The sequence below is a fragment of the Paenibacillus sp. Y930 genome, from assembly GCF_056786375.1.
The window spans coordinates 121,273-147,910 of sequence record NZ_JBXCIX010000002.1; the positions used below are offsets into that span (position 1 = coordinate 121,273).

The 26,638-nt window shown below is 37.2% G+C and carries 23 protein-coding genes; 13 read left to right on the forward strand and 10 right to left on the reverse strand.

Annotation, left to right across the window (positions count from 1 at the left end; genetic code table 11):
- Positions 1-71: 71 nt before the first annotated feature.
- Positions 72-1,607, forward strand: coding sequence for a glycine betaine uptake BCCT transporter (locus tag AC1TO5_RS06060; RefSeq protein ID WP_482062473.1), 1,536 nt, complete (start codon positions 72-74; stop codon positions 1,605-1,607).
- 109 nt (positions 1,608-1,716) lie between these two features.
- Here AC1TO5_RS06060 and AC1TO5_RS06065 read toward each other — a convergent pair whose 3' ends face one another.
- A complete protein-coding gene (locus tag AC1TO5_RS06065; RefSeq protein ID WP_482061914.1) occupies positions 1,717-2,247 on the reverse strand; it encodes a helix-turn-helix domain-containing protein in 531 nt (176 codons plus the stop codon).
- Positions 2,248-2,454: 207 nt separating this feature from the next.
- On the opposite strand from AC1TO5_RS06065, the gene AC1TO5_RS06070 reads away from it, so the two are divergent.
- The 8 genes from AC1TO5_RS06070 to AC1TO5_RS06105 all read left to right on the forward strand — a co-directional run bounded on the left by AC1TO5_RS06070 (position 2,455) and on the right by AC1TO5_RS06105 (position 9,015).
- Complete coding sequence (locus AC1TO5_RS06070) at positions 2,455-2,859, forward strand: DoxX family protein (RefSeq protein ID WP_482062474.1); 405 nt, start codon at positions 2,455-2,457, stop codon at positions 2,857-2,859.
- A gap of 23 nt (positions 2,860-2,882) precedes the next feature.
- Complete coding sequence (locus AC1TO5_RS06075; protein WP_482061915.1) at positions 2,883-3,539, forward strand: alpha/beta hydrolase; 657 nt, start codon at positions 2,883-2,885, stop codon at positions 3,537-3,539.
- A 170-nt stretch (positions 3,540-3,709) separates the two neighbouring features.
- Positions 3,710-4,330: an NAD(P)-dependent oxidoreductase gene (locus AC1TO5_RS06080; protein WP_482061916.1), complete on the forward strand. Its 621-nt coding sequence runs from the start codon at positions 3,710-3,712 to the stop codon at positions 4,328-4,330.
- Positions 4,331-4,442: 112 nt separating this feature from the next.
- Positions 4,443-4,646, forward strand: coding sequence for a DUF378 domain-containing protein (locus AC1TO5_RS06085; protein ID WP_482061917.1), 204 nt, complete (start codon positions 4,443-4,445; stop codon positions 4,644-4,646).
- Between the two features lie 242 nt (positions 4,647-4,888).
- Entirely contained in the window at positions 4,889-5,758 is an 870-nt protein-coding gene (locus AC1TO5_RS06090) for a hypothetical protein (protein WP_482061918.1), read from the forward strand.
- Positions 5,759-5,880: 122 nt separating this feature from the next.
- A complete protein-coding gene (locus AC1TO5_RS06095) occupies positions 5,881-8,289 on the forward strand; it encodes a hypothetical protein (protein WP_482061919.1) in 2,409 nt (802 codons plus the stop codon).
- A gap of 228 nt (positions 8,290-8,517) precedes the next feature.
- Positions 8,518-8,718 carry a cold-shock protein gene (locus tag AC1TO5_RS06100; RefSeq protein WP_258202810.1) on the forward strand — a complete coding sequence of 67 codons (201 nt, stop codon included), beginning with the start codon at positions 8,518-8,520 and terminating at the stop codon, positions 8,716-8,718.
- Positions 8,719-8,802: 84 nt separating this feature from the next.
- Positions 8,803-9,015: a cold-shock protein gene (locus AC1TO5_RS06105; RefSeq protein WP_258202811.1), complete on the forward strand. Its 213-nt coding sequence runs from the start codon at positions 8,803-8,805 to the stop codon at positions 9,013-9,015.
- Between the two features lie 145 nt (positions 9,016-9,160).
- Here AC1TO5_RS06105 and AC1TO5_RS06110 read toward each other — a convergent pair whose 3' ends face one another.
- Positions 9,161-10,099 carry a TRM11 family SAM-dependent methyltransferase gene (locus AC1TO5_RS06110; protein WP_482061920.1) on the reverse strand — a complete coding sequence of 313 codons (939 nt, stop codon included), beginning with the start codon at positions 10,097-10,099 and terminating at the stop codon, positions 9,161-9,163.
- Between the two features lie 257 nt (positions 10,100-10,356).
- On the opposite strand from AC1TO5_RS06110, the gene AC1TO5_RS06115 reads away from it, so the two are divergent.
- The 4 genes from AC1TO5_RS06115 (at position 10,357) to AC1TO5_RS06130 (ending at position 16,198) form a co-directional block, all read left to right on the forward strand.
- The gene (locus tag AC1TO5_RS06115) at positions 10,357-11,799 is read left to right on the forward strand and encodes a DEAD/DEAH box helicase (protein WP_482061921.1); all 1,443 of its coding nucleotides are present in this window, start codon (positions 10,357-10,359) and stop codon (positions 11,797-11,799) included.
- A 314-nt stretch (positions 11,800-12,113) separates the two neighbouring features.
- Complete coding sequence (locus AC1TO5_RS06120; RefSeq protein WP_482062475.1) at positions 12,114-12,848, forward strand: hypothetical protein; 735 nt, start codon at positions 12,114-12,116, stop codon at positions 12,846-12,848.
- Positions 12,849-12,860: 12 nt separating this feature from the next.
- Entirely contained in the window at positions 12,861-14,549 is a 1,689-nt protein-coding gene (locus tag AC1TO5_RS06125; protein WP_482061922.1) for a vWA domain-containing protein, read from the forward strand.
- 509 nt (positions 14,550-15,058) lie between these two features.
- The gene (locus AC1TO5_RS06130; RefSeq protein WP_482061923.1) at positions 15,059-16,198 is read left to right on the forward strand and encodes a toxic anion resistance protein; all 1,140 of its coding nucleotides are present in this window, start codon (positions 15,059-15,061) and stop codon (positions 16,196-16,198) included.
- A gap of 95 nt (positions 16,199-16,293) precedes the next feature.
- Here the strand turns inward: AC1TO5_RS06130 and AC1TO5_RS06135 are convergent, their stop codons facing one another.
- From AC1TO5_RS06135 to AC1TO5_RS06170, 8 genes are all read right to left on the reverse strand, one after another.
- Entirely contained in the window at positions 16,294-16,467 is a 174-nt protein-coding gene (locus AC1TO5_RS06135) for a hypothetical protein (protein WP_482061924.1), read from the reverse strand.
- A gap of 240 nt (positions 16,468-16,707) precedes the next feature.
- Positions 16,708-18,009, reverse strand: a complete 1,302-nt coding sequence (locus AC1TO5_RS06140) for a uracil/xanthine transporter (protein WP_482061925.1) — start codon at positions 18,007-18,009, stop codon at positions 16,708-16,710.
- A gap of 414 nt (positions 18,010-18,423) precedes the next feature.
- On the reverse strand, positions 18,424-19,317 hold the full coding sequence (locus AC1TO5_RS06145; RefSeq protein WP_482061926.1) for a carbohydrate ABC transporter permease: 894 nt from the start codon (positions 19,315-19,317) through the stop codon (positions 18,424-18,426).
- Between the two features lie 39 nt (positions 19,318-19,356).
- Entirely contained in the window at positions 19,357-20,268 is a 912-nt protein-coding gene (locus AC1TO5_RS06150; protein WP_482061927.1) for an ABC transporter permease, read from the reverse strand.
- A gap of 57 nt (positions 20,269-20,325) precedes the next feature.
- A complete protein-coding gene (locus AC1TO5_RS06155; RefSeq protein WP_482061928.1) occupies positions 20,326-21,942 on the reverse strand; it encodes an extracellular solute-binding protein in 1,617 nt (538 codons plus the stop codon).
- Positions 21,943-22,226: 284 nt separating this feature from the next.
- Positions 22,227-24,485, reverse strand: coding sequence for an AraC family transcriptional regulator (locus AC1TO5_RS06160; RefSeq protein ID WP_482061929.1), 2,259 nt, complete (start codon positions 24,483-24,485; stop codon positions 22,227-22,229).
- Between the two features lie 249 nt (positions 24,486-24,734).
- Positions 24,735-25,616 (reverse strand): SDR family oxidoreductase, encoded by an 882-nt coding sequence (locus AC1TO5_RS06165; protein ID WP_482061930.1) that lies wholly within the window; start codon positions 25,614-25,616, stop codon positions 24,735-24,737.
- Positions 25,604-26,623 carry a polysaccharide biosynthesis protein gene (locus AC1TO5_RS06170; RefSeq protein ID WP_482061931.1) on the reverse strand — a complete coding sequence of 340 codons (1,020 nt, stop codon included), beginning with the start codon at positions 26,621-26,623 and terminating at the stop codon, positions 25,604-25,606. Before AC1TO5_RS06170 ends, AC1TO5_RS06165 begins: the two co-directional genes overlap by 13 nt.
- Between the last annotated feature and the right edge of the window lie 15 nt (positions 26,624-26,638).

A 26,638-nucleotide genomic window follows, 5' to 3' on the forward strand; every position in this document is an offset into this window, starting at 1 on the left:
ATGTTAATAATTGGACATCATTACATAGAACAATATCGAATATTGATGACTTAGGAAGTAATGGTGATACGATGAAAAAAATCTCTAATGTGTTTTGGATTACGCTTGTACTTGTATGTGCTGCAGTTCTATATGGAGCGTTGGCATCGGAAAGCTTTGAAGCGATAACGAGCGGAATGAAACAATATATCACCAATTCCTTTGGTTGGTATTATTTATTATTGGTTACGGGAATCGTACTGTTCTGTCTTTTCTTTATCGTAAGTCCAATGGGGCAAATCACATTGGGAAAACCTGATGAACAGCCTGAGTATTCAAGAATTAGTTGGTTTGCAATGTTATTCTCCACGGGGATGGGCATTGGGTTAGTATTCTGGGGAGCGGCCGAACCACTTTCACATTTTGCCATTAATCCGCCTACTGAGCAGCCAGTAACAGATGCTGCCTTTCGTGAAGCGATGCGATATACGTTCTTCCATTGGGGAATCCACGCCTGGGCGATCTATGCGATTGTGGCGATGGCACTTGCTTATTTTCAATTTCGCAAAGGTGAGCCAGGCTTAATTTCAGCTACATTAAGACCAATTTTCGGCGACAGAATTAACGGCAGTATTGGAACGGCTATTAATGTTCTAGCTGTGTTCACGACGGTTATTGGTGTTGCGACTACATTAGGATTTGGCGCCATTCAGATCAATGGAGGATTGTCATTTCTCTTTGATATACCAATACGAGTCTCTGTTCAAATTATTATTATTATCGTTGTGACAGTTCTCTTTATTATTTCCGCTTGGTCGGGGATTGGGAAGGGGATTAAATATTTATCGAACGCTAATATGGTTCTGGCTGTAGCATTGTTAATTATGGTTATCTTTTTGGGACCTACCGTGATGATTATGGATACATTTACAGATACGATAGGTTCTTATTTGCAAAACCTTCCACGGATGAGCTTTCGGGCAGCTCCCTTAGACGAAGAGGACAGGGAGTGGATTAATAACTGGACGATTTTCTATTGGGCATGGTGGTTATCGTGGTCACCCTTCGTTGGTATCTTCATTGCAAGAGTATCGCGAGGCAGAACGATTCGTGAATTTCTGACCGGCGTGTTATTGCTCCCGACCTTAATTAGCTTTATATGGTTTGCAGTGTTTGGAACGACAGCGATTAATATTCAACGTAGTGGAGTGGATTTGACACATTTATTAACTGAAGAATTACTGTTCGGTGTTTTTCAGCAGATGCCGATGTCGATGCTGCTGTCGCTATTCGCTATTCTATTAATCGCGATCTTTTTTATTACGTCTGCTGATTCGGCTACATTTGTATTGGGGATGCAAACTACTTACGGTTCATTGCATCCACCGAACATGGTGAAGTTAACTTGGGGGATATCACAAGCGGCGATTGCGATTATATTGTTATCTGCAAATGGATTGACCGCATTGCAAAATGCTTTAATTATTACTGCATTTCCATTTTCAATGATCATTATTCTCATGATGATCTCCTTATACAAGGAACTGAACAAGGAGCGTAAAGAAATGGGCTTAATGGTAAGGCCGTATACTGCGGAGGAAAAGGATCAAATAAGTGAATCGGAGTAAGTTCGATAAGAGCTTGAATGCTTTAATAGCGAGAAATCCCCCATCTGGACGCAGATGGGGGATTTGTTTCGCAGAAGCATTTCACGCTGTAGACGAAAGATATTGCAGACTAAAATTCTGTATAGACAGAGATAAGTATCGTAGCAGATTCATCCCCAATGTTTTTCACTATATGAGGTGTGCAAGCATTCCAACTGAATGAATCTCCCTCTGTGAATTCTGCTTCATCCTCGCCTTGCTTCGCAAAAATCTTGCCTTTAATGATGACATGGACCTCTTCGCCTTCATGTGCATGTGGATCTTGACCTGTAGAAGAGCCTGGAGGCAATTCAACAATCATCAATTTCACTTTTTTAGTTGAACCCAAATGTTCAACTCTTAAGTTATCGCTACCACTACTCGTAATCATTCTATTTTCTTTTCTTACAATTTGCATACGATCTTCATTTTTCAATAATAAGTAAGCTAACGGCACGTTCAATGTATTAGCAATGCTTTCTAAGGTAGATATAGACGGCGATGTTTTATTTGTTTCTAATTGACTCATAAAACCTTGTGACAAACCTGTTTCTTCACAGATTTGAGCAATAGTCATATTTTTTCGTTTCCGAATTGCACGTATCGTAGAGCCGATGTCCATTATATTTCCTCCTCGAAATATTTGTAATACGTATTATAAATTAATAATAACAATATTTTTGTTGACAAGCTAGTTTATTATACGATAAATTAACTATACAAACATTATATTTCTAATGGTAATATTTAAAACGAAGAGGAGCTCATCTTCGAAATTATCAATCGAAATTATATGAAATATTAATTGTATAGGTGGAGAAAATAAATGATGACAAGAACAACAACAGTATCAACAATAATGCGAGTAGTGTTAGGAATATTATTTTTAGCACATGGAATTGCAAAACTACAAATGGGTTTAGGTAATGTGGATGCTTGGTTCAGTTCCATGGGCATATCAGGATTTTTGGCTTATCTTGTAGCAGCGCTTGAGCTTGTTGGGGGAGTTTTACTTATCGTAGGATTATTTACTCGTTATGTATCAGCTTTATTTACGGTTATGCTTATTGGTGCACTTATAACGATGAAGTTTTCAATGGGATTGCTAGGTACAGATGGAATGGCAGGATATGAGTTAGATATAGCCTTTATATTGGTTTCTATCTATTTGGTTGTTGCTGAGCGTACCCCATTATCTCTTGATCATATCTTTTTCAAAAAAAGCAACACATAAATGAAGTGAAAAGGAGCTTTCAGATGAAATCTGCTTATCAATATGACATTCATCTTCCTGCTAATTATGATCAAAATAAGAAGTATCCAACGATTTTCACGTTACATGGAAAGGGTTCGGATGAGAACAATATGTATCAATTGGTAGAACCGCTGAATGAGCAGTTCATCATCGTTGGTATAAGAGGAAATCTTAGATTGGGTATGGGGTATCAATACTATGAATTGAAAAGTCTTGGTAATCCTATTCGAGAAATGTTTGATCTGGCGATACAAGATTTGGAGTCGTTCATTAGTTATGCTACAGAGAGATATCCTATCGATGCTAATAAGCGTTACTTGCTTGGTTTTAGCCAGGGTGCGATATTATCTATGTCGCTTGCTCTTATGATGGGACATCAATTGAAAGGTATCGTTGCGCTGAATGGATATGTTCCACATTTTGTGAAGGCAGAGTATTCATTACAAAGTGTAGAGGATGTTTCGATGTTTATTTCACATGGTGAATATGATTCTGTATTCCCTGTTCAGTTCGGATACGATACAGCGGAGTATTTCCAGAAGAAGACGTCACATATTACTTTCAACATATATCCTTCTGACCATGGTGTAATCGAGGAAAACCGTAATGATTTCGTGAAGTGGCTTATGCAAGACTCTGGAGTAAACATGAACAACTAGAAAAGCTATATGATTGAATGACTAACTAAATTGATATTATGGAAAACGGCGCGTAAATTGACATTCAATTTGCGCGCCATACTTCGTTATTACTGCATTATACATTCTTGTATGATATGGTTATAAGAAAGCATTTCGGGATTAGTAATAGTATAGAAGGAGATGAAGATATGGGAATGAAATTATTTGTAATTGGTGCAACAGGTGGTGTTGGTAAGGAAGTAGTAAAACAGGCTTTGGATAGTGGTTATACGGTGACAGCATTTGTACGCGACCCATCAAAATTAGTCATGGAACATGCTCATTTACATATTGTACAAGGTGATGGATTAGATAAAAACAGCGTTATTACTGCAATGCAAGGTCATGATGCTGTGATCTGTACCGTAGGTGGGAAAAATCTTGGAACTTCGACGTTAATGTCTACCGTTACGCAGCATTTGATCGAAGGAATGAAGCAACATAATATCGAGCGAATTGTATATTGTGCCTCTGCAGGAATTCACAAAGAGCTTAAAGGTATAATGGGCAAATTGGTTACGTTCATGCTTCGTAAAGTGTTAGCAGATCATACACAAGCATATGAATCATTGGTTGAAAGTAAGCTTCGCTGGACAATAGCACGACCGATGAGTTTAACGAATGGTCCATTATTAGGTTCTTATAATGAAGTGCTTAATGGAGGAGCGCCAAAAGGATATAACATTGCCAGAGCTGATGTAGCCGCATTTATGTTAAAGGCAGTGCAGGATGATCAGTATGTGGAACAATCTGTGGGGCTTTCTTCTTAGTACAGAGGGATGAAGAGATCGTAAATATATAAGTTTTAACCTCATATGCATAAAACATCACTAATTAGGGGAATTTCTTAATAGTACCATTATGATTAAGGAGCTGTTAAGAATGAAAACTCTAAATGTTGTGGCGCTATTGCTGTTGATTGTGGGTGGAATTAACTGGCTGTTGGTTGGTCTCTTTAACTATAACTTAGTAGAGGGTATCTTTGGTCAAGGTTTCTCACGAGTAATCTACGTTATTGTAGGTCTTTGTGCGATTTACTCCATTAAATTCTTCAGAAACGTGAGTGAAGAAGAACACGCTAGATAATTACCCACTATCTATACCGATTAAAGCTCGATGTGTTGAATGTAGCTATAGTTTCTATAGCTAATCGTCTACATGAAGTAATATGTACGTAAAGGGAGTTACACAATGTGTAACTTCTTTTTTTTATGATATGAAAAGTTTAGTTCATTAATTATTAATGTGTTGTCATAAATTTGTATGGAGACAGCGGTAAATATGATACACTCTAGTCGTAAAAATGTTGAGTAGTTGGAGGGAGTTCTATGGTGTCCCCATTGACTGAGAAAGAAGTACATCGTTTGTTAGAATTATTGGATGACAAGCAACGTTTGTTTCTCAATACTTATTTAACACAAAGCAAAAAAAGTAAATGGTTAGAACAGTTAGCAACGAAAAAGGGGATTGTATTAGACGGAGATATGTCCTCCGATGAGATATGGGACAAGTTAGATGATTGGGAACTAGCCGAAGTTCTTGATGGAGGATATGGAAATCGTCCTTACCAATGTGAGTGTGGCAAAACACTTCGATTTTGTTATGTCATTCATCATAGAAAAGAGAATAAAACCTATCGACTAGGAGAAACATGTCTTGAAAACTACACAATGCTTTCGGCAGATCTAATTAAGGATATTAAGAATGGTTTTCATACGATTGACCTGGAACGTGATGATATATTGAGTAAGTATGAACAATGGTGGAAATTGCCTGAAGAATATTTTGATCTTGATCTATCTAGGGAAATGATGGAGCAACTAGAGTTAGATTTACCACTTTCGCATATACAATTAAGTAAATTAGAAAAGCAATTTGAATATGAATTATCGATGACAAGACCAAAACAAACCGTGAAGAAATCGAATAAACGTTATAAAAGCAAACATTCTATAATCGTGAACACAGAGGCTGTAGTAGAGCATGTGGATATTACCTATGAAGAGCTAATGAGTAGGCATTCGGAGCAGTTACAGCTCATTAAAGAGAATGAAGATATAATAGAAAGTGCCTCTAAGCAAGAAAAATGGGAGCTTATCCAGCGAATGTTAGGAGCAAGTGAGCGCAACAAAAGATTTAGCTACACTAAATTTCTAACTGAATTATTTGATTTGTTGTATTACTTGAAACTCTATTGAGTATTAGATTTATTGTATTGTTTGAAACTCAAATAAATATTATTCACATGTATAGAAACATTTTCCAGTTATTTTCGTCATATAGAGGAAAGCATTATGACATATAAAAGGGGATAACTGGAATGAGAATTAGTAAGAAAATTATTATTACAATAGTGATTGGTCTTATTATTGTTGTTGCCATTAGTTTGCTTTATTTCCTCAATAGAAATACAGACTCGGTAGAATATCAATATCCAATGATAGTAGATCAAGACAAAGAAGCGATACTTCCACAAATGATAAGTCGTGAATTTGTAACGGATGCACAAGAATCCGTTGTTATATGGCAGGATGATCAATCGAAGCTATACGTAGAAAATCTTCACTTATATTATAGTTCGGACGATGGACTGGCTAGTAAAGAACTATACACATGGGATAAAGCCTACCAAGCCGAGGCATGGGTTAATGGTGAGTATATTCTTATAGGTACTCAATTAATTGATGCGGATTCAGCTCAAGAAGGACATCGGGGCAGTTGGTTAACAGTTCAACCTCATGAGAACGGGAAAATTAGTGAACCTCAGCGATGGCATTTTGGACCACAAGAAGTACTATCGCTTAATGCGGTAGAAGAGCCCAATCTTTTCTTTGTAAGATTTATTAATAATGGAGTTGCTGTCAATGAGATGGTCTATCAAGCGGCGCAAGAAAATTGGCAGGTCATTAATCCAGGACTGAATGATTCCGCTGCTCTATCGTTAGAAGCACCCTCCAATAGCGGACTGACTTTTACTTTTGAACCGATAAATGATCTCGGTAACGATATAAAAGCTTATGTATATCGTGATGATGCAGGCAGTATCGTCTATATTGCAGAGCCATATCAAATCGTTCTGAGATATGCGGGCTATGATATGGTTAATACTCGGCAACTACATTTTAGAGATGATTCAGGGATCGTATTAGGACATTTTCGTAATGAAGCGGGAGACGAACTGTTTTCGTTATTGAATGAAGGTTCTTCATCGAATCTTCCAGTGGATTCTCGTATGTTAACGGGGGAATGGGTTGCGCTTAATTATAGTACGTTCGCTCTGGTCTCAGATCATCAAATCGAGATCGTTATGTACAATGATGGGTATTCGCTTATTGATAATGAACCACAATATAAGCAGTTTTCAACCAACGGAGCGACGTTAATTGGTTCAAAAGGATCGCTTGTTGAATACGAAGTAGAAGGTGAAACACAGTATCTTTCACTTTACGATCTAGTTCATACGCATAACGCAGATTTCCAATCGCTATTAACAACAGTGTTAACTGATTATAAGATAGACATCATAGATAGATATCCTTATGAATTTGGAAATGAGACTCATCTGATGATCGAATGGGATGGGACTGAGGGAAATAGGAATAAGGCTATCCCCGATGAATTAGATAAAGCGATTGATGCGATATATATGGAAGTAGATTATTCCTTTGCGAAAACGTATCGTAAAATTGATGACCTATGGTATGTCATCATAGATGAGAAATTTTATCAATATAACAATAATGAATTAGTTGAAATTGGGATATTGCCGATTACGATGACGGCGCGCATTGGTGAAGGATTCGAAGGATATGGAGTTAAAGATTTCTTGCGGATAGACGATAAGTGGATTTTCACTGATACGGAAGCTTCGCGAATTATTATGGTGAATGATAAATTAGAAGTTGAGCAAGAACTTGATATTCATCTGCCATATCAATTGTCGCTTGAAGATGATCAATTATATGTCTCATCACCTACATGGCAGTACACATTGGATAAGGATTTTAATCTTATTGATAAGAAGAAGATGGGATACGAGTCTTCTGTAGATCGTAATGTGGTGGAATCAGAATATTTTCGTCCGATGCAATATATGAAGGATGAAGAGTCTGGATTAATATGGTATTATTTTTATGGTCATGTCTATCAATACGATGAGAAAAAGCAAAAATATCGTTCTTTCTATATAGGACATGATGTCAATGCTAGAGGGACAGAGCGTATAATTCCTTATGGAGATGAGATTTTAGTGATGCTGGATACTCGCTTAGAGCGCTTTGATCGCCAAGGGCAATGGCTAGGTGTTATTGAATATCCACGTATTGAGCCAGATGGAATATATGACCGTAGCCCAACTGGAGAAAATTCGTATGTTTTGGATGAGGTCAAAGATGTGATCTATTTAGTACAGGGATATCGAATGATCAGTATTGATTTAAATAATGGTGTAGTGAATACGGTATTCCAACAAAACTATAGCAATATCGGAAATATTAGTCGCTACGGAAATACGATAACTTTCATACTTCATAGTAATTATGAAGATAGATATCAAGCACTTCGCATGGTTGAAGAATCAGATTATAGCCAGTATACCGAATTAGTCCAATTAGATATGAATTCGTATGAAGCCAAGCGGTTCCTAGTTAGCGGATATATAGATGGCTTAGAGTTAGGCACTGAGCAGCCAGATCAACCTACTATTCATTTATATCGTTATAACGAATAAGCCGATTTTTGCTAGGGTAAATTATAATTTGGTCGAGTTGGAAGTAGCTTGAAAAAATATTTTTTTGAATTGCTGTTATTATTTGAAAAGTGTGTTATAATAAAAGTTGATTAAGAGCGACCTAATGGGTTCATCTCATGGCAAAGTAATCTTACTTAAGAACGCTAAGCTAGAAATGAATTACTTAATGATATTTTAGGTGGTTTCAAGAAAAGGATGGTATTAATTATGGAAACAGGAACAGTGAAATGGTTTAATGGCGAAAAAGGATTTGGCTTTATCGAGGTTGAAGGCGGAAGTGACGTATTCGTACATTTCAGCGCAATCGTTGGAGATGGCTACAAATCACTAGACGAAGGTCAACGCGTTGAGTTCAACATTACTCAAGGTAACCGTGGTCCTCAAGCTGAAAACGTTGTAAAACTTTAATACAAACGATGTTGTCCCGATTTTAATTAATCGGGGCAATTATTATTTTGTACCACTAATTTCAGAATAGAAGGTAGGATGCATATGTATAACTCTCGTAAGAAGCCGCTTGAAGATGTAGTAACTGAATTGACAGTGATTTGGGCTTGTTCAAATGAGAATTGTATGGGATGGATGCGGGATAACTTTGCTTTCTCAACAACTCCAGTGTGTCCACAATGTAAATCTGCAATGGTAAAAGGCGAAAAACTGTTACCAGTTGTTGAAAATACTAGCCCAAGCCAATCAAAAGAATAGATTAAATTGAACCATTTGGTTTAATGATATTATGTGAAAAGACACCTTGTTAGGTGTCTTTTGCTTTGTAGTCATAATTGCAGATGAAATTGTAGTTAAAATTGTAGTTTAATTGGATATATTAGTGAATTAATCGTAAGTTTATCTACTGACAAACAATGATTTGTCTAATAAAATTACTTTTTCTCGTAGTACAGCGATCAAGTATGGTGAAGCCAACATCAGTAAGCGAATCATCGATATTTCCTACCGTTACAATAACTGCTTTGTCAGCTATACGGCGGGCATGCTGTATAAGGGCTACTTGCGCTTCTGGTGTAGTATGAGAGAAGTGGTTATATGGCAAATCTACAATAGCAACATCATAATGTTCGGTTACCTCAGCGATATCTCCACATTCCACGGAAGCTTCATAATTGAAATGAATCAAATTTTCACGAGTACCTTGTACGACAAAATGATTGATATCCCGACCAATCATATCAATATCCATCGATAATGCTTCAACGAGCACTGTACCAATACCACAGCAAGGATCAATTGCTTTCACTCCAGTAGGATCAGGTACGGCAATATTAACGATAGCTCTGGCAACGCGAGTACTTAATGCAATCGAGTAGCTTTTCGGTTTTTTCATATGGTCGAGCCATATCGCTTTACTTTTAATATAGTTGCCGAAATACCATTGACCACCTAAAGTTATGATGCCAAATGTTTGGTCAGGCTGACGCACATCAGCGTCTCCTTCAATGATCATTCCTAGTTTGCGCTCAATGCTGCGTTGGCCATCGTATTCGATTTTGTTGGCAGCGGATAAATCATTCATTTTCATAAAGATAACTTTGAAGGTTTGATCGTTGAGCTTGATTTGTCTAACTTGCTCATAAATGCTTTCAAGTGTATTACCTTCGTAAAGAACTTCAAGTCGTTCTCTCATAAATGGACTGCGGTCTGCATTGATGCAAATATCACTTATCAAAACGCCAGATTCTGATTGTTTTCCGAATAGGGAACGCATTTCAAGTTGACATAATTCTACTTCTTCTATTCTATATCCAAACGTGTATATATATTGTGTACTCATAATGTAAGTCGTCGCATCCTTTTCCATGACATGCATAAGACCTTATTATACGCTATAACCGACATATATAACAAACTGCGAGATAAGTGCAGAGTAGGGAAGACGCAACTGCGCTATAAGAGGAAGTTCAAAAATAGACTTTTTGAACATGGACTATAATAAACTAGTTTTCAGAGTATAATAGATCAAGTAACATTGAATAACGAATTTATCCTATATAAGATAGGTTAACTAATATAATGTAGAAGAGGTCAATAATGAGTGAGCATAAATTTACAGATTATCAATTAAGTGAAGAGATTGTAAGGGCGTTACATAGCTTAGGCTATGAAGCGGCAACAGAAGTGCAATCTAAAGTTATTCCAGTCGCATTGCAAAATCAAGATCTTGTCGTGAAGTCGCAGACAGGTAGCGGAAAAACAGCAGCATACGGTATCCCACTATGCGAGCTAGTCGATTGGAATGAGAATAAGCCACAAGCATTAATTCTTACTCCGACACGTGAGTTAGCGGTGCAGGTTAATGAAGATTTAACGAATATTGGACGCTTCAAACGTATTAAGTCTACGGCTTTGTACGGTAAGTCTCCGTTTCATGTGCAAAAAGCAGAGTTAAAACAACGTACCCATATGGTTGTTGGTACACCGGGTCGAGTGAATGACCATATTGAACGTGGTACACTGTCACTTGAGCGAATTGCCTATCTTGTAATCGATGAAGCAGATGAAATGTTGAATATGGGCTTTATTGAACAAGTGCAAGCGATTATTCAAGCTATTCCAAATGATCGAGTAACGATGTTGTTTTCCGCTACTTTCCCTGAAGATGTAGCTAAGCTATCTCGTCAATATATGGACAATCCAACCGAAATTGAAATTAAAGCGAGTGGCATAACGACGTCCACGATTGAGCATTCACTTATTGAAGTGAAGCCAGCGGAAAAGCTAGCATTATTGCAAAATGTACTCATTGTAGAAAGTCCGGATAGCTGCATTATTTTCTGTCGTACACAGGAACATGTAGACCAATTATATCGAGAAATGGTTGAATGTGATTATCCGATTGATCGTATTCACGGTGGTATGGAGCAGGAAGAGCGATTTGAAGTTATGAACGCTTTTCGTGCAGGACAGTTCCGTTATTTAGTTGCGACGGATGTCGCTGCTAGAGGTATCGATATTACGAATATTACGCATGTTATCAACTACGATATTCCGCTTGAGAAAGAAAGCTATGTTCACCGCACAGGACGAACTGGTCGTGCAGGTAAACAGGGTAAAGCGATTACTTTTGTTGCACCAACCGATAGTAGACGATTGAAAGATATTGAAGACTATATTGGTTTTGCGATTACTCGCATAAAAGCACCATCTGAGGATGCTGTCGATCTACGTAGAGAAGCATTCAATACTAAGATGAGTGCTGGTCCTGAGTTGAAAAAGGATAAGCGTGAGCAATTGAATAAGCAGATTATGAAGCTTAACTTCAATGGTGGTAAGAAGAAAAAATTTAGAGCGGTTGACTTTGTAGGTACCATTGCGAAAATTGAAGGTGTAACGGCTGATGATATCGGTATAATTACCATTCTTGACAATGTAACAGATGTCGAGATCTTGAATGGTAAAGGGCAGCTTGTACTTGATGTGATGAGAGAAACTACCGTTAAAGGTAAGCAGTTGAAAGTGCGCAGAGCAAAGTAAATATACTGCTTTATAATAGAAGCATCGTTAGTGATGAACGTGAAACCGACGTTTATTGCTAACGATGCTTTTTTATTTTTGTAGTTATAGTTCATATTCGCCAAATAGTCATCCTGTTACTTTAATCGAAAATAAGTGGAAAACTGAAACGATCTACTTGGAATGACGTATCACAATGATAAGTATCCAATTATTGAAAATAAATAACGATTAACCAATTTTTATGTGATAAAATAGTAAGGGATTACTGAATGAGTCCTGTCGACATGCAGTTAAGCAATAGTTCAAGTGAGGAGGTATGTGCATTGAGTAGCATGAGGGTAGTAAAGCTGTTTGGACTTGTTGTAGCCATTGTAGTAGTTAATATTGTCATGCTGTCTCCTGGATTGGTAGGATTAACAATTGGGGGAAGCAATGCTATTGAAACAGCTTCAGGTATAACGATATTAATAATTAGTGCGTTAGTGCTATTATCTGGAAGCTATACATTACTATTCAAGTCTCCGGTAGTGTTAGCGGTCAGAGATATAAAGTCGCAAGAGGATTATAAGGAAGGTCTACTGCAATACAAAAATAACAAAGTACTGAAGCTGGAAATTGATTTGGCAATTGATCAATTAGAACGAATGGAGAAGAAGAAGCTCACGTTACACAATGTTCTTAACGATAGATTTGAAATAACGGAGCTCAGTTACAAAAAGTTTGCAGCAGTCATTATAGAAGTGGAAAAATTGTTCTTATCCAATATTAAAGGGATTATTAATAAGGTAAATGTATTTGATGCTTCGGCTCTATCCGAATTCGCCGATAAACATAGATCATCTTCATTTTCTAATAAGCTTATGCAACAAAAGTTTGAGCTGCATAATGAGTACGTCAATTATGTAAAAGGCTATGTTGGAGCTAATGAAGAGATTTTGCTAAAGCTAGATAAGTTGCTATTGGAAATTTCATTGTTAGGTAGCTCAGATTATAAAGATGTCGAGGAAATGCCTTGCATGAAAGAAATTGATGAATTGATTACACAAACTAAGTTTTATAAACAATAAGGGGGAGCTGGAATGGCGAATAAAGGAAAAGTATTTACTATATTAATAGTTATTACGATTATTGTATTTGGACTTGTATATTTTGGGATAACGTTAACATCTAATTTAGGTAAAACGAGCACGGAAGTTTCTGAGGAAGATGCAGACAAAAAGTTAGATAAACTATACAAAAATATTAAAGTAACAAGTGCAGATCAGATTAAAGGTCAAGTTGATCTTGATCCAGTGGCAATTGGAGATTCATTACCCGATATATCTAAGTTTCCAGTTTCCGTAGAAAATACAACGGATAGTTACATAGAAATATTTTCATCTACAGAGAAATCAGGTGCTGGTATTGACGGCTGGTTGAATGACGTCGCTGATGAATTTAATAAATCAGGAATTCAAGTTGATGGGAAGACAGTTTCGGTGAAAATCCGCAATATTGCTTCGGGTACTGCTGCAGACTTTATTCGATCAGGTAAATACATTCCTGATGCATTTACGCCATCTAATGAGCTATGGGGAGAAATGGTGAGAGCGGAAGGAATACCAACAGAGCTTGTAACGAAGCGACTTGTAGGTAATGTCCCAGGGATCGTCTCAACTAAAGCGAAATACGATGAGTTAGTAGATAAATATGGTGCGCTCAATGTGAAGACGATAACCGATGCGATATCAGATAATGAATTAGCGATGGGCTATACTGATCCGTTTGCAAGCTCTACAGGATTGAATTTTCTAGTAACGACTTTGCAGACGTTTGATAATGAAGACTTACTAAGCGATAAGGCAGTTCAAGGGTTTGAAAAGTTCCAAGCCAATGTTCCGTTCATTGCTTCTACAACGATCCAAATGCGAGAAGCCGCGAAGACAGGTATGTTAGACGCATTTGTATTAGAATATCAGACGTTTGTGAATACAGCAGATTTGAAAACAGGTTATGTATTTACTCCTTTTGGTGTAAGACATGATAGTCCGTTGTATGCACTAGGTGAACTACCGCAATACAAAAGAGATATTATTAAGGAATTTGCTGAGTTTGTTGCACAAGATAAATATCAAAAGTTAGCTAATGATAAAGGCTTTAATGGTCTAGAAGAATATCAATCAGAGTTAGAACCGGTAGAAGGTACATTATTAACTGCTGCTCAGAAGCTTTGGAAAGAAAAGAAAAATGGTGACAAGCCAGTTGCGGCAATGTTTGTTGCAGATATATCTGGAAGTATGGTTGGTGATCCACTTAATGGATTGAAAGAATCGCTAATGAAAGGGCAAAAGTATTTGGGAAGAGATAATAGTATTGGTCTTGTATCCTATTCTAGTAATGTGACCATCAATCTTCCTATTGGTAAATACGATACGAATCAGCAATCTTTGTTTGTAGGTGCAGTTGAGAGTTTGCAATCTGGTGGTGGTACAGCTACATTTGATGGCCTTGTTGTAGCGATGAAGTTACTACAAGATCAATTGAAGCTTGACCCGAATGTAAAGCCAATTATTTTCTTGCTCAGTGATGGGGAAACGACTGAAGGAAATTCATTGAAAGATATTAAAGGATTAATCGAGACTTACAAAATTCCAATATACACCATTGGTTACAATGCTAATATTGATGCGTTAAAGAGCATATCTAGTATTAACGAAGCAGCTAGCATTAATGCTGATACGGATGATGTTGTATATAAAATAAGCAATCTTCTCAACGTCCAAATGTAGAGGAAACTCAAAAAATGGACTTTGATAACGATGAGTATGCTAACGCAGCATAGTCGCATCGAATATGAAGCGAACTTGGGAAGTACGGTTCGCGTGTACCAATAACGTACACTTGCGCTTCCGCCTTCCTCAAGTAGCGCTCCATCTTCTTGGTTCTGAAAGCCCATTTTTTGAGCCTTTATTGGAGGGGAAACTCAAAACATCCGACTGTGATCACGATGATTAGCTACGTAGATTAGTCGACGGCGAATATGCCCTCCATCGAAAAACTGTGTGTGCTCGTGTACCAAGTACGTACACTGTGCTACGCGTTTCCCACTGAGGTCATCTTCTTGGTGCTGACAGCCGAATGTTTTGAGTCTTTATTGGAATTGGAAGCTCAAAACATCCGACTGTTGGTAGTGCGATGGAGTGGTTCAACAGATTTGCTTGTGTACTAGAGACGTACCCTCGCGTTTTGGGGTGATTCGATGGGGGTTAAACCTCGAAAAATTATAGGAGGCTATGCGATGACGTTTTCTATGGAAGTTGTAACACCAGAGAAGTTGAAGGCTGTAATTGAAGAGGAAGTTAAGCCAGAACCAGCTGAGGTTACTCAGCTGAGGGAGTTAGCGATGAACAATGTTAACGCTATATTAGCGTTAGATATTGAATCCTTTGAGAAACGATCAGAGGTTCTGCAATCGATTGATAGCTTTGGTATGAGTACGATGAGATCTTCATCGGAGAAAAATTCTTTGTTGCAAGTTTCGGTAGGGAATCTTTCTAAGACTGGAGACGAAGGTGGTCAAGTTGCGAAAGGGCTTACTGAGCTTCATTTACAATTGAAGGATCTTGATCCTAGTGTTATTGATTTTGCCAAAAGCGGCTTATTAGGTAAGCTGTTCAATCCATTGCGTGCTTATTTTACAAAGTATCAGAAGGCAGACTCGATGATCTCCGATATTGTTATTTCTTTAGATAAAGGGAAAACGGTGCTGCGTAATGATAATACGACATTAGAGCTGGAACAGCAGACGCTTAGAGAACTAACGAAAAGGCTGCAAAAGGAAATTCAGCTCGGTATTTTGATGGATGCAGAGATTGAAACTCAGATTGAAGCAGCTAAGCAGCGCAACGAGGATGAGAATAAGGTTAGATTTATAACGGAGGAAGTATTATTCCCTCTACGCCAACGTGTGATGGATTTGCAGCAAATGCAGGTTGTTAATCAACAGGGAATTATGGCTATTGAAGTCGTTATTCGCAACAATAAAGAATTAATTAGAGGGGTAGATCGGGCAAGAAATGTGACTGTATCTGCTCTAAAAATTGCAGTTACGGTAGCAAGTGCACTTTATAATCAGAAAATTGTATTGAAAAAGATTGAATTATTGAACGAAACTACGAATAATCTAATTAGCGGCACTTCTAGAATGCTGAAGGAGCAAGGTGCAGAAATTCATAAACAATCGCTAGAAGCTAGTATTTCCGTAGATACGTTAAAGCAGGCATTTACCGACGTTCTATCAGCGCTAGACTCGATTAGTACTTATAAGCAGGAAGCATTACCAAAGATGCGGGATACGATTAATCAATTTAGAGAATTAGCCGATAGTGGGGAACAACAAATTCAACGATTAGAGCAAGGGAATAAGCTAGGTTTATAGCAAGTAGAGGTCGAGTATTGGGAATGATTAATTTTCCTTATACTCGACCTTGTTGTTCATATTGCTTGCGGGAATTTATATGATTTTTTATCGAGCTATAATGCATACTGTCTCAGTAGCTCCTCTGTTGTTAGATTTTCTTCTAGCTGCTCAGCCTCTAATTGCTGATCTGCAAAGCAAGCCTTACATTTTTCTTCTGTATCGCAATGCGCAGCATCAGGGCAGGTGTAGCAAAATTGTAATAGGTTTCTCGTTGTTTGGTCAGTCATTATAATCACTCCATATCTTTGTTTGATAAGCTAAGTATAGAACATAATTATATGAGTGTATGTGATATTTTTCACAATTATAACGGACACCAGAGCCCTTATTTGCTATGTATTCCGCTATTTTCGAACCTTACCGGACACAGATGCACTTATTCCACAATAATTGGTGGATTTGGGCTCCTTTAAGTGCAAATAACGGCATCTGTGTCCGCTCGGTTGAAAATTTATCCTTATTACCATTTAGGTGGAAGATTTGAGCTTCTTATCCCACTTTACTGTCGTTTCCAATAGTATGGATAGCAACACCCCAACAATAAAACCATTACTTAATAACGGCTGAACGAGCGATGGAAAGTTAGCAAATATCGTTGCATCTGTTGCTAGCAAACTTACGCCAACTAAGATCGGTATCGCAATACGATGAATAGTAATCGAGTTGAAGCTATGTCCTTGAAAACCTTTTAATGTTGTGCCTAATAGCTGCAAATATGCAACGAATAGCACGGCGTTTCCAACTGTAATCGGAATAGTTGCCAGCATCAGTCCTAATGATGGAATAATTCCAAGAATAGTTATAATGGCCCCGCCAATTAGAAATGGTTTCTTATCATAAATTTGCGTGCTTTCCAAGAAGCCTACCGATGAAGCGAATGGAGCGTACGCTACTAAGCCGAACAGCGATGCGACTACGCTATAGACTCCTGTTAAGAATAGAGAATTACGATATTGCTTCGGCTGTGGTGAGCTATTATCTAACTTAGATGCAGCATTGATCGAAGCGAAAGTATTGCTCATATTGAGAATGCAGCCAAGGAACGTAATGAATATAATACCATATTGCAAATTAGGCTTACCTAATGGGAAGAAGCGAAATGAAGACTGCGCCCCATCAGCAGCAGATATTAAGCTCTCTGCCGGGAAGATAATTGCATATAGTATCCAGCCAACAATAATACCGATTAATAAAGAAAAGTTTCCGATTATTGCATTTCCATTAATTTTCAGAATAGCTACAAATATAGCAACGATAACGGAAAAGATGGTAATTGCCATGTTTAGCGTGCCATCATCATTAATTTTTAACATTCCTTTGAAGAAGATAAAGGCAAGCTGGAATGTGAGCAGCATGAGAAATACATTCATAACCATCGGGCTAAATATTTTTTGAATAATCGGAGTTGCCCCGCATACAGCAAGTAAAATAACGACAGCACCTGCTAATAGCATTCCCGTAGCTACACCGCCGCCAATATCTATTAGGCTAAGACCGAGTGTGGGTGCAGAAACACCTAAATTCAACATTAATGCCCACATCACACCAGAATGTCCTTCTAATAGCGGATATTTATGACCGATAAGTGCCTGTAATATACAAGCGATACCCGTAATGATAAGCGAACTTCGTAAAATGGTTACAACTTCATATGTAGGTAGATCAAATGCTAACCCGATTGAAATCGGTACGACAACAATGTTTGCAAAAATAAAAAACATCCATTGTAGCGAAGCGAAAAATGTTACCTTTACAGAATTTTCTTTCATACTCACCCTATCCTTTATCATGCTGAATAACCTTGATCATTGTACTAAACTTTCCTTCATTTGTATAAGTTTAATAATGAAACTAACAGATTTTTGTGACACAACAACTAGTATAGCACGACTGGGCAAAATAATTAGAAACATTACTTTATAGTAGTAGGGCTTAAATGTTACCCTCAAAACTATGCTCCACAACAACTTTCCGTAATCCAAATGGATAAAGATACTGTATGGGTTGTTGATCCAAATAGTAACTACATAAGAGTTATTAAGCACGATGAGGATGGTTATCATATAACTGGTTCAGAAATGTCATTTCAAGAAGAGTAATTTAAGACAATACCTTAAAAAAGAAGGAGAAGTTCGTCTGTAGTTGGAAACTACAGACGAACTTCTCTTTTTTGTTTCATGGGTTTAGCCTTTAACAGAACCGATCATAACACCTTTATCAAAATATTTTTGAATGAAAGGATACACCGTAAGAATCGGTAATGTTGAAATAATAATAACTCCGTACTTAATCTGATCCGCATAACGCTGCGCATAACCACCTGCACCGCCACCTGATCCAGCTCCACCTGAGAATACTTGGTTAGATAACAAAATATCGCGTAACACAATTTGCAGTGGCTGTAGCTCATTACTGCGAATGTAGATGAGCCCTGTAAAGAAATTGTTCCAATGACCGACTAAATAGTACAGTCCGATTACAGAAATGAGCGCTTTGGAAAGTGGTAATGCAACTTTAAGAAAATAGGTGAAATGTGAGCAGCCATCCATTGCAGCCGCCTCGTATACTTCCTTCGGCAATGAATTTTCGAAAAATGTACGAGCTATAATTAGATAGAACACATTGACGCAAAACGGTAAAATAAATACCCACATCGTATTAATAATATTAAGATCCTTCATTAATAAATACGTTGGAATTAATCCACCATTGAAAAACATTGTAAACACGAAGGCGAACATAATAATTTTGCCAGCCTTGAATTCTTTACGAGAAAGGACATAGGCAGCAGGTAAGGTAACAAGTAGATTAACGGCTGTTCCTGCAACGGTATAAATAATCGTATTGCGATACCCAACCCAAATTCGACTATCCTGGAAAATTTCGTTATAGCCGAAGAAACTTACCCCCTTTGGAAACAATAACACTTTACCAGTGGAAACTAGTACAGAATCACTAATAGATGCAATAATGATGAAATATAGTGGATAGGCAATAAGTAAGAAAATAACAACACAGAGAATGGCTAAGCAATAAGTAAAGCATAGCTCACCGATAGATTTTGATTTGATGGTCATCGCTAATCTCCTTTCACGTATACGTTGCTTCACGATTGATTAGTACAAGCTTGTATCTGATACTTTTTTCGATATCGCATTCATACTAATTAGGAAGGCAAAGTTAATGAGTGTATTGAATAACCCGATCGCAGACGCATAGCTAAATTGATTAGAAACAATCCCAATTTTATAGACATAGGTTGCAATAACTTCCGATACAGGGAGATTCAAATTGTTTTGCATAAGGAAGATTTTTTCAAAGCCTGTGCCCAAAATATTACCCATACTAAGAATAAATAGAATAATTATAGTAGGCTTTAACGCTGGAAAATCAATATGGCGAATCATTTGGAAGCGATTAGCCCCATCTATTTTGGCGGAATCATAAAGCTGTGGATCAACCGTTGATAATGCTGCTAGGAAGATAATGCTATTCCATCCACAATGCTGCCAAATATCAGATAGAACATAGAGGGGGATGAACGTATTAACTGATGCTAATAGATTAATATGTCCAAGTCCAACTGCCTTCATCAAATGGCCTACAATTCCCGTTTCTGACGAAAGTAATACATTCAACATACCAACAAGCACGATAATTGAGATGAAATGCGGTAAGTAAACGGTCGTTTGCATGATCTGTTTGAACTTTTTAATACGAATTTGATTCAGTAATAAAGCTAGTATAATTGGCGCTGGAAATCCAATAATAATCGTTGCGAAGCTAATAATAAATGTGTTTTTCATTAACGTTGCGAATTGATAATTTTCTATGAACTGCGTAAAATAATGAAACCCGCGAAATTCTCCGCCAGTTAACCCTTTACTAAAGTCAAATTCCTTGAATGCTAATTGAATACCGTACATGGGAATGTAGTTGAAAATAATAATCGCGATAATAGCTGGTAGTATCATGAGCCATAATTGATAATCTCTAATAAATGTTTTGGATTTGAGAGCTAGTTTCATATGCATACTCCTTATTGAATAGTAGGGGAGGGCTCACAGCCCTCCTCCAATCATTCATTAGTTTTTAGCTTTGTACTCGTCGAAATATTTCTGCATAATCTCTAGATTTTGATTCAATCCAGCTTTAACTAATTCATTAACATAGCTATCCCACTCTGCTTGCACGCCATCAGACGTAATCCATTTCGCAAAGTTTGTATTCGCTAGGTTCATAATATTGGTATTGTTAAGACTCATCGTATTGTTGTCATCGCTCGTGTATTTAATAAATACGCTAGGGAAAATATCTTCTTCTGGATTAATTTTTGCTAGTGCATCCTTAAGTGCCTCTGAATCTGTAAGCACCTCTTGCATATCTGTTCCTAATGTAAGCTTAATATCATCGGAAATATAGAATCCGCCGTTATCTGCCCATGTCGAAGTCCATTTCCATGTACCTGGATCCATTTGCGCATCTTGTGGTGGTAGTACTGTATAAGAACCGTCATCATTTTTCGCGATATTAGGTCCGATTGAACCGAACAGTACTTGAATACCTACTTCAGGAGCATAAAGTTCATTAATAAAGCGCATCGCAGCTTCTTTATTTTTTGATTTAGCAGACATTACAATAGCGTTAGCGCCAAAGTTTAAAGTATTTGAATCATAACTCCAAGATACATCACCAGTGTACGCATCGCTTGTTCTTAGTGGAGCCATAGACGTATATTGCGGAGCAAGTTGCTCACCAAAACGGTCAGAACCTACCCAGCCCCAAGTGAAACCTACTTTGGCAATATCACCCTCGCCGCGAGATACGGATTGAAATTTCGTGTAATCATGAGTGAATACTTCAGTATTAATGAGACCAGCACTATACAATTTATTAAGAAAGACTACTAATTCTTTGTAGCGATCATCGAGAAGATAGTTTTTTACTTGTCCATCTTCTACGAAATAGCCTTGACCACTTACATCAGAGGAAAGATTAATACCTGAACCACCTAGCATAACTGCTGGATTGAAGAAGCCACCAATGCCACCCGTCCAGTCTACAGGAATTTCATCGGTAGTATCGCCATTACCATTCGCATCTTGTTCTTTGAATGCTAGAAGGACGTTATAGAGCTCATCCCAGTTCGTTGGCATTTCCAATTGAAGATTGTCTAGCCAAGTTTGGTTAATATATTGGCGATTTACAGAATCAGGCCAGAAGCGTTGGTACTTCGGTAAGCCTAGTATGCGACCATCGGTTTGTGTAGAGATAATTTTAGTTTCTGGTTTATCGTTAAACATTTTCTCTACATTAGGAGCTAGCTCCATTAATTCGTTAATGTCTTGGAACAAACCATTGAATTGCGCAAAGTCCGCATCGGTAATTACTGTTGGACCAACAAATAGATCAGGAATGTCGCCACTGGCTAGCATAGGACCTTTCTTTTGATCCCAGTCCGCCGTAATTTCTTGCCATTCAATATCTACGTTTGCTTTCTCTTCTATTTCTTGAAGCCATTCCATTTCCGCTAAAGGTTTCGTTAGAGCATGCTTTACAATAATGGCAGTAAGCTTAGCTTTTTTTTCATTGCCTTCAGCTGGCGTAGAGCTACCACCTGCATTGCCTTCTGACTTACTACATGCTGCAACTAATGATGCACATAACATGATGACAAGTAACATAGAAATAACCTTTTTCATAAACGTTCCCCCTATATAGTTTTGCCAATGAGTTGGAAAGCAAGATGACATATGTTGTTGGCAAATTAACTTTATCGTGATTTTATAGCTGTTGTATACGTCCAAGAATTGAGCGATGAGCAATTCTTGAAAGCGCTTTAATACCTTGTTGTTATGCAGTTTTATACAATAATCAAAATTCAAAATTTGAAAATTGTAGATTCTACGAAAATAGTGGATCGGATGATAGAAAAACCGCTGACCCCTTACTTATCGAAAGCTAAGTAAGTAATCAGCGGTAAAGTTTACTTCATATGATCTCGATATTGTCCTGGTGTAGATCCAGTAATTTTTTTGAATGATCTGATGAAACTAGATGAATTCATATAACCTACTTTAAGGGCAACACTTTCAATAGGATCATTACTCGATTTCAAATAATGAATAGAATGTTGAATACGCAGCTGATCGATATATTCTTTGAAGTTATGACCGATTGTTTTTTTGAAGTGGTAGCTAAAATTCGAAACCGACATCTCGAAATGATCAGCCATAAATTGCAATGAAAGATTAGAATCATGCCAATAAGAATCGACGAACGCCAATATATTTTCACTTGAAGCTTTTCGTGATGTAGGCAGAGTAAGAGTTATAATCTCACATAGCTTATTCGTTGTATCTCTCATAATCTCTAGCATCTGATCCAAAGAGTAGCGATTTTGGAATACGAATTCAATATTATGGAGCGCTGGATTATTATCCTGCTGGAAGCGTTCAAGTGTATTGAACAAAATACTCATCGTATTGAGGTATATGGTACGAATAACATGTGATGGCATGCCAGTACCACCCATATACGTTTGAATATGCTGGATAAGCGCTGCAATACGATCGGCATCATTTTTCAAGATTGCTAATTCTAGTGATTGCATTAATTCCGTTTGATAAGATACGACTCCAGTTGATGGCTGCTGACTATCATTATAAGTCACGATTGTACTTGTGCGCTGGAATCGAATTTGCTCGATACTGCGAGATGCTTGCAAATAGCCGTAATGGAATACTTTAATATTATGTTTATGATGACTTAAGCTAATACCAATTAAACTATCCAACATCAAAACTTCAAGCAGCTCCTGCTGTAGTAGGGAAACAAAGGAGTGCAAGGAATCCATTGGCTGATGAGATATAATGATAATAATTTCATGGTTATATTGACTTTTTAGCACATATGGAATAATTCCACCTTCAAGTAATTTGAACTTCGCTTTGCAATGCTGAAGGATCGCGAGACTGTCTACATCACTTTCAGCTGAGAGAATGACAACGGTAATGTATTCATTAGAGAATTGGATATTGTATAAATGAGCGTCCGAGTCGAATGCTTCCCAATGTTCAAAGTTGCCCAATACGAGCTGGAACAAAATAGTATCTCTCATTTTAGGTCGTGTCTGCTGTAGCTGTTCATCTAGCTTTTCTTTAGTAATAGATAATTGATCTAGTGCATAGTGGATCGTTTCAATTTCATTTTTCGGCTTTTTACTATCATCGGCAAACAATTTTGAGGAAACCTCTACTAGCCTCCTAATCGGATGATAGTTATAGCGCAATGAAATATAAATAATTAATGCCGTAATACTAATAATAACGAGTAACAATATTAAAGTGCTAAATTGAATAATTCTTATATCTTGAATCGTCTCAGCTATCGGTAATAGACGAATATAATTCCACTGATTAATATCAGATGTTGTTCTGGATACAATGTATTGCTCTTTGTTCAACGTAATCGTATGTAAATTAGCAAATTGCTCATCACTTAGTGAAAGAAGCTGATTGAACTCGGAATCAATAATAGTAGGGCAACCAATTGAAGCAACAAGGCAACGCTGCTTGTCATCGGTAATCAGAAAAATGCCATTGTAAGTATCGCTACTTGATTTCATCATATTCAAAATAGTAGATTCTTTCACAAGAATGAGCATTGAGCCAGGCGAATTACTACCACCTAATGGCAGCGGTAATACAAAGCTAAGTAGATTAACTTTATGACCACCTGGAACGTATACAGATTCGACGGATCTAACAATAGGCTCAGTAGTATAATTCAGCTCTTGAACCATTTGATCAGCAGGCCATTGCTCGTACACATAGCCTACACCTTTATTAGAAAAATCTTCTACAGTGTATGCGCTTCCAGTTTTGCTGAAAAAATAGTCGATATTTTTAAGATAGAGTAATGAGTTTTCGATAAATGCATCTGTAATATTGTATTTACGCATCTCTCTAGCGATAATAACTTTTTGATACTCATTCTCAGGTGCCATATAGGGCTTAATTTCGCGATTTTGCATAATTTCTGCTGGGAGATTGTATGCATATTTCGTAAATATATCCATAGAGTTCATTAGCTGCTCTGTAACATGCATATTCCAGGCACTCGCTTTATCTTTCACAATCGCAGTAGAGTAAGGATAGTAATAAGCGATAATAGCGGCAATTGGTAGAATTAGAATGGCTATATAAGATACTAAAAATTTAATTAATAAAGGCTTTTTGACCATTAACACATCCCCAATCGCTAACTTTCTTAAATTTGATTATAACATAGGCATTATTTAATTAGATGAACATTAAGGATTAAATTTTTCAACAAGAAATCGTCTTATAAATGCTAATCTAAATATGTACAAAAGGGGGATGCGAACATCCTCCTATTCTAATCAAGTCCAAGATTTTGTCCGTACCTTTTTTGATTGCCCACAACTGTAAATAGACGCATGAGCATTGTGATTGTCGATGCCCATAATTATTTATGAATTTAATGTGGAACTAAAATAATGAGGATATAAATTTTTGTGTGTATCGATCCATTCTTTCATCTCGAAGATCATTTGTTCATAACTTGGTACATGGAACGAGAAATCATTTCTGTTATTCCGTAGAGTTTTATCAAGATTCAATGCACTAGAAGGTATAATATTTAATTTGTTTTCATTAAAGTGGTAATTAAACAGCTTTAATAAATCATACTTCGTTATACTCGTATTGTTCACAAGATTATATATCCCTGTTACGTCTTCTGTCGCCGCTCTTTCCATAGCTTTTGCTAAGGTTAAAGTAGTAACACCAGTCCAAATCGCACCGGTATAACCATTTATAGTTTCATTTTGTTTCATAAACCAATTAAACAAACCAATTCCGTCTTTTTTCATATCTGGACCGATAATTGAGTTTCTAAATGTTAGATGGTGATTACTAATTTCGCCTAAAGCTTTTGATCGATCATAAAATGTTTCACCATCATGTAAGCTATTTTCAAAATACGGAGCTGATTTTCCAGAGAAAACGCAATCCGTACTCATGTGTATGAGCTTTGTTGAGGTGTTTTTTAATAGATCAACGATGAAGTGAGGCAAGTAACTATTGAGGTAGACAGCGTTGGAGGGCTCCTTATCACAGGCTTCGTTTAAAATACCGATGCAATTGATAATGACATCATAGCCTTTAGGTAGAATAGATTTTAATAAAGAGGGATCTCGAATATCTCCATTGATGTTGTCACAAAAGGGAAATGATGTTCTCGAAAAGGTAGTGACTTCATGTCCTCTCTCATGTAAATATAATGAGATCGTGTGGCCGGCCATTCCAGTTGCTCCAAGAACTAAATATTTCAACTTACTCACCCCTTCCATTTGTGCAGCTCTTCCTGAATAAATGTAAGTTGTAACAGCTTTTCTTTGATTTCCTTTACTGAAAGAATTTTTGTGTTATTTGAGTTATATTCATCAGTTAACGTAATTTTATGGGAACCGCTATCAAGATACTTCCCATAATTTAGATCGCGATTATCTGAAGGAACTCGATAGAAATTACCCAAATCAATCGCTTTCGCGGCTTCTTCTTTCGTTAGAAGTACCTCATATACTTTTTCACCGTGACGTGTACCGATCACATTGATTTTATTATCCCCACCAAATAATTCTATTAATGCTTGTGCTAAATCTCCTATATAGGAAGATGGAGATTTTTGAACCATGATATCTCCATTCTCCGCATGTTGAAAGGCATATAATACCAACTCAATAGCTTCTTCAAGGCTCATAATAAAGCGCGTCATTTTGGGGTCGGTAATCGTTAATGGTTTTCCAGCCTTAATTTGCTCTACGAATAATGGAATGACTGAGCCTCGAGATGCCATTACGTTTCCATATCGTGTTCCACAAATTAATGTTTTGTCAGAGGAGACCATTCTAGATTTGGCAATGAATGTTTTCTCCATCATTGCTTTCGAAATCCCCATTGCATTAATGGGATATGCTGCTTTGTCGGTTGAAAGGCAAATCACTTTTTTTACGCCTGCATTGATCGCTGCAGTCAATACATTGTCTGTACCGAGTACATTTGTTTTGACAGCTTCTAACGGGAAAAATTCACAAGAGGGAACTTGTTTAAGTGCTGCTGCATGGAAAACATAATCCACACCATACATTGCGCTATTTAAACTACTAATATCACGAACATCCCCAATAAAGAACTTAATTTTATTGTTCTGATATCGAGTTCGCATATCATCTTGCTTTTTTTCGTCCCTGGAGAATATTCTGATTTGCTTAATGTCGGTACTTAAAAACCGCTCTAGTACCACATTGCCAAATGAACCTGTACCGCCTGTGATCAGTAATGTCTTATCTTTAAACATAATAATCTCCACACC

Coding starts and splice junctions, on each gene's coding strand:
- AC1TO5_RS06060 (WP_482062473.1), top strand. CDS start 72: ATGAAAAAAATCTCTAATGTGTTTTGGATTACGCTTGTACTTGTATGT.
- AC1TO5_RS06065 (WP_482061914.1), bottom strand. CDS start 2,247: ATGGACATCGGCTCTACGATACGTGCAATTCGGAAACGAAAAAATATG.
- AC1TO5_RS06070 (WP_482062474.1), top strand. CDS start 2,455: ATGACAAGAACAACAACAGTATCAACAATAATGCGAGTAGTGTTAGGA.
- AC1TO5_RS06075 (WP_482061915.1), top strand. CDS start 2,883: ATGAAATCTGCTTATCAATATGACATTCATCTTCCTGCTAATTATGAT.
- AC1TO5_RS06080 (WP_482061916.1), top strand. CDS start 3,710: ATGGGAATGAAATTATTTGTAATTGGTGCAACAGGTGGTGTTGGTAAG.
- AC1TO5_RS06085 (WP_482061917.1), top strand. CDS start 4,443: ATGAAAACTCTAAATGTTGTGGCGCTATTGCTGTTGATTGTGGGTGGA.
- AC1TO5_RS06090 (WP_482061918.1), top strand. CDS start 4,889: ATGGTGTCCCCATTGACTGAGAAAGAAGTACATCGTTTGTTAGAATTA.
- AC1TO5_RS06095 (WP_482061919.1), top strand. CDS start 5,881: ATGAGAATTAGTAAGAAAATTATTATTACAATAGTGATTGGTCTTATT.
- AC1TO5_RS06100 (WP_258202810.1), top strand. CDS start 8,518: ATGGAAACAGGAACAGTGAAATGGTTTAATGGCGAAAAAGGATTTGGC.
- AC1TO5_RS06105 (WP_258202811.1), top strand. CDS start 8,803: ATGTATAACTCTCGTAAGAAGCCGCTTGAAGATGTAGTAACTGAATTG.
- AC1TO5_RS06110 (WP_482061920.1), bottom strand. CDS start 10,099: ATGAGTACACAATATATATACACGTTTGGATATAGAATAGAAGAAGTA.
- AC1TO5_RS06115 (WP_482061921.1), top strand. CDS start 10,357: ATGAGTGAGCATAAATTTACAGATTATCAATTAAGTGAAGAGATTGTA.
- AC1TO5_RS06120 (WP_482062475.1), top strand. CDS start 12,114: ATGAGGGTAGTAAAGCTGTTTGGACTTGTTGTAGCCATTGTAGTAGTT.
- AC1TO5_RS06125 (WP_482061922.1), top strand. CDS start 12,861: ATGGCGAATAAAGGAAAAGTATTTACTATATTAATAGTTATTACGATT.
- AC1TO5_RS06130 (WP_482061923.1), top strand. CDS start 15,059: ATGACGTTTTCTATGGAAGTTGTAACACCAGAGAAGTTGAAGGCTGTA.
- AC1TO5_RS06135 (WP_482061924.1), bottom strand. CDS start 16,467: ATGACTGACCAAACAACGAGAAACCTATTACAATTTTGCTACACCTGC.
- AC1TO5_RS06140 (WP_482061925.1), bottom strand. CDS start 18,009: ATGAAAGAAAATTCTGTAAAGGTAACATTTTTCGCTTCGCTACAATGG.
- AC1TO5_RS06145 (WP_482061926.1), bottom strand. CDS start 19,317: ATGACCATCAAATCAAAATCTATCGGTGAGCTATGCTTTACTTATTGC.
- AC1TO5_RS06150 (WP_482061927.1), bottom strand. CDS start 20,268: ATGAAACTAGCTCTCAAATCCAAAACATTTATTAGAGATTATCAATTA.
- AC1TO5_RS06155 (WP_482061928.1), bottom strand. CDS start 21,942: ATGAAAAAGGTTATTTCTATGTTACTTGTCATCATGTTATGTGCATCA.
- AC1TO5_RS06160 (WP_482061929.1), bottom strand. CDS start 24,485: ATGGTCAAAAAGCCTTTATTAATTAAATTTTTAGTATCTTATATAGCC.
- AC1TO5_RS06165 (WP_482061930.1), bottom strand. CDS start 25,616: ATGGAAGGGGTGAGTAAGTTGAAATATTTAGTTCTTGGAGCAACTGGA.
- AC1TO5_RS06170 (WP_482061931.1), bottom strand. CDS start 26,623: ATGTTTAAAGATAAGACATTACTGATCACAGGCGGTACAGGTTCATTT.